The sequence below is a fragment of the Pseudolactococcus hodotermopsidis genome (assembly GCF_011170085.1).
GTDB classification, from domain to species: domain Bacteria; phylum Bacillota; class Bacilli; order Lactobacillales; family Streptococcaceae; genus Pseudolactococcus; species Pseudolactococcus hodotermopsidis.
Window position 1 is genome coordinate 1 of the sequence record NZ_BLLI01000116.1, and the last position, 2,418, is coordinate 2,418.

General features: G+C 39.0%; 3 protein-coding genes and 1 pseudogene. 3 read left to right on the top strand and 1 reads right to left on the bottom strand.

The features are described from left to right. A pseudogene (locus Hs30E_RS10795) lies at nt 1-465 on the bottom strand (hypothetical protein); the annotation flags it as partial. Between the two features lie 215 nt (nt 466-680). On the opposite strand from Hs30E_RS10795, the gene Hs30E_RS10800 reads away from it, so the two are divergent. The 3 genes from Hs30E_RS10800 to Hs30E_RS10810 all read left to right on the top strand — a co-directional run bounded on the left by Hs30E_RS10800 (nt 681) and on the right by Hs30E_RS10810 (nt 2,114). Beyond that, nucleotides 681-989, top strand: a complete 309-nt coding sequence (locus tag Hs30E_RS10800) for a hypothetical protein (RefSeq protein WP_172209939.1) — start codon at nt 681-683, stop codon at nt 987-989. Nucleotides 990-1,061: 72 nt separating this feature from the next. Then, nucleotides 1,062-1,283 (top strand): hypothetical protein, encoded by a 222-nt coding sequence (locus tag Hs30E_RS10805; RefSeq protein WP_172209940.1) that lies wholly within the window; start codon nt 1,062-1,064, stop codon nt 1,281-1,283. A gap of 204 nt (nt 1,284-1,487) precedes the next feature. Beyond that, on the top strand, nt 1,488-2,114 hold the full coding sequence (locus Hs30E_RS10810; RefSeq protein ID WP_172209941.1) for an MT-A70 family methyltransferase: 627 nt from the start codon (nt 1,488-1,490) through the stop codon (nt 2,112-2,114). The last annotated feature ends 304 nt before the right edge of the window (nt 2,115-2,418 follow it).

Consider the following 2,418-nt stretch of genomic DNA (forward strand, 5'->3'; position numbering starts at 1 on the left):
GCTGATAATTTCTGCCCAAACTGGCTGGTCGTTTATTGTCAAAATTTTGTCGTTGGCGGAAAGTTTCAACTCTATATATTCCGTATTTTTGTCATTTTGCATAGCCAGCGCATAAAACAGGCTTTCCGCCAGAAATATATAGATATTTTGGTGGTAATTCAAACCGTATGACTGAATTAAACCAGTGCGCACGCTACCGTTGAGATTGGTGGCATTTTTTATTTGCTCAATTATTTCATTGGCGATTTTTTCAGGGTCAAAATTCTTACTTTTGAAATTTAATGAACGGAATTTGCTTGCCATTTGAGCAATATATTTCGCCATTGAATTATGTTTAATTTCCTCTTTCGCCCCATCAAAAACGAGTTTACCTTTGCTTTTGCCATTATAGAATTTATTATAAAATCCATCATAACTATAAGCTCTTACCTCTGGAAAAAGCATCAAAGCCAGCGTTTCAGCCAAAGCTTTTGGCGTTGTCCAATCTGTTTTTGTCGAATGATTGAAAAAAATCTTAGAATAAGTCGGTATATCAAACATTAAAACACCCTCCGAATCTGGTTTGAAAGTTGCAGTAAATTTGCAACGAATGAGCAACAAATGCTTCAGCTCTCTTGATAAAATTATACCATAAGTTAAGGCGCTGACTTATAAAAATCAAAAATTTGGAGGAGACGAAAATGAACAACGAACAAATGAACTACCACTCACAAACACTCAGCCCCGCAAATTTTCAAACGGATAAATTGCCGATTGCTACAAAACGGCAACTTCATCAAGACGCTTGTCAGATTGTGCGAGAGGTTGCACGGCGCAATATGTTGGAAAATGGCTTGGCGATTATCGAAAATACAGCAATGCAAAATGTCGCAAATCTGTCTATTTTGGAGGCGCAACTTTTGGAAATTGCTCCACACGCTGAGGCTCGGTTGAAGATGCTGGTGGATAATTACACAATTCGGGCAGATAAGCGCTTGGGAGGTCAGTAAAATGAACGGAGTAAAACGACGTCCAAATTTTGAAATCACTTACGAAAATTTATTTTCAGTAAGGGGTGAAAAATGAATAAGTTTGAAGTAATTTTCTCTGTTGTTGTTTTGGTGTTAGCGATTTTGGCTTGGTTTTGGCTTTTTTCAGAAAAACCAGAAAAATCGCCCACAGATAATTTCACGGAAGAAGAAAAGTTTTATGCCGATTTGCTTTTGATGAAAAATGATTTAGATGCAGATGCATTTGAAACGAGTAAGCAGATGTTGGCGGAAGTGTTGGGAAATCGTTACTAAAATCCCCTATGTTGTAAATTCCACAACACCGAACAAAACAGTCAAAAACGTGCATCTCCACCACTGTTAGCGCTGTTCGCATCGCTTTGTTTTCTAAACCGTTCAAAGCTTGTTAAAAATCACAATATACGGTTCAATCTTAGGAGCTAAGGCGCGCTTTGCTTTAGCTTTTATCGAACAACAACCAAAAGAAAGGACAAAAATATGTCGAAAAATATTAACGAAAAGCAAGAAAATCATCAACCGAAAAAGTATAAAACTATCCTCGCAGATCCGCCGTGGGATGTCATGCAAAAAGGAAATTATGGCGCAATTAACCACTATAATTTGATGACTTTAGACCAAATTAAAGCAATGCCCGTCGCCGATTTGGCGGAAGAAAATGCCCATTGTTGGCTTTGGGTGACTAATGGCACGCTGGAAGCTGGTTATGATGTGCTCAGGACTTGGGGATTTCGCCCTGTTTCCATTTTTACTTGGGTCAAACCTCGGCTTGGACTTGGCAATTATCTGCGCAATTCCACCGAACAGCTTTTGCTTGGTGTGCGAGGCAAAGCGCCCATTAAATACAAAGGTCAAATGAACTGGGGATTTTTTCCGCTTCAAGATCACAGCCATAAACCAGAGGAAGTTTACGATATTATTGAGCGCTGTTCAGACGGTAAATATCTGGAATTGTTTGCTCGGCGTCCACGGTTTGGCTGGGATGTTTGGGGCAATCAAATTAAATCAGATGTCAAAATTTTGGGCTATCCTGTGCCAGAATATGCGGAAAATTGTCGGGATTTTACGATTGAAAATTCATCAGAAAGTGAGCGTGAAAATGTATGAAAAAACTTCTCATCTGCACTTTTCTGTTCCTAATCGCCTGCTGGATGGTCAACTTTGGCGCAAAACTTTTGCTCGATGTTTGGTGGATTTTGCTAATTCTTGCAATCACGATTCTGTTTGTTATCATCGCCATTCGCATCAAAAAATGGAAAGATTGGAGCTAGTTTTATGCAACGTAAAATCGAACATTTAGTCTGGTCTGAACTGTCATTTTTGCGCCCGCTAGAATTTCAAACGGTTATAGATACTTTCACGCATTTGGGTGGTTTAACTGGACGCAAAAGTATTATTTGGGAAATTCGCT

Bases quoted from the DNA above. Each gene is read 5' to 3' on its own strand.
- Hs30E_RS10805 (WP_172209940.1), top strand. From the start codon at position 1,062: ATGAATAAGTTTGAAGTAATTTTCTCTGTTGTTGTTTTGGTGTTAGCG.
- Hs30E_RS10800 (WP_172209939.1), top strand. From the start codon at position 681: ATGAACAACGAACAAATGAACTACCACTCACAAACACTCAGCCCCGCA.
- Hs30E_RS10810 (WP_172209941.1), top strand. From the start codon at position 1,488: ATGTCGAAAAATATTAACGAAAAGCAAGAAAATCATCAACCGAAAAAG.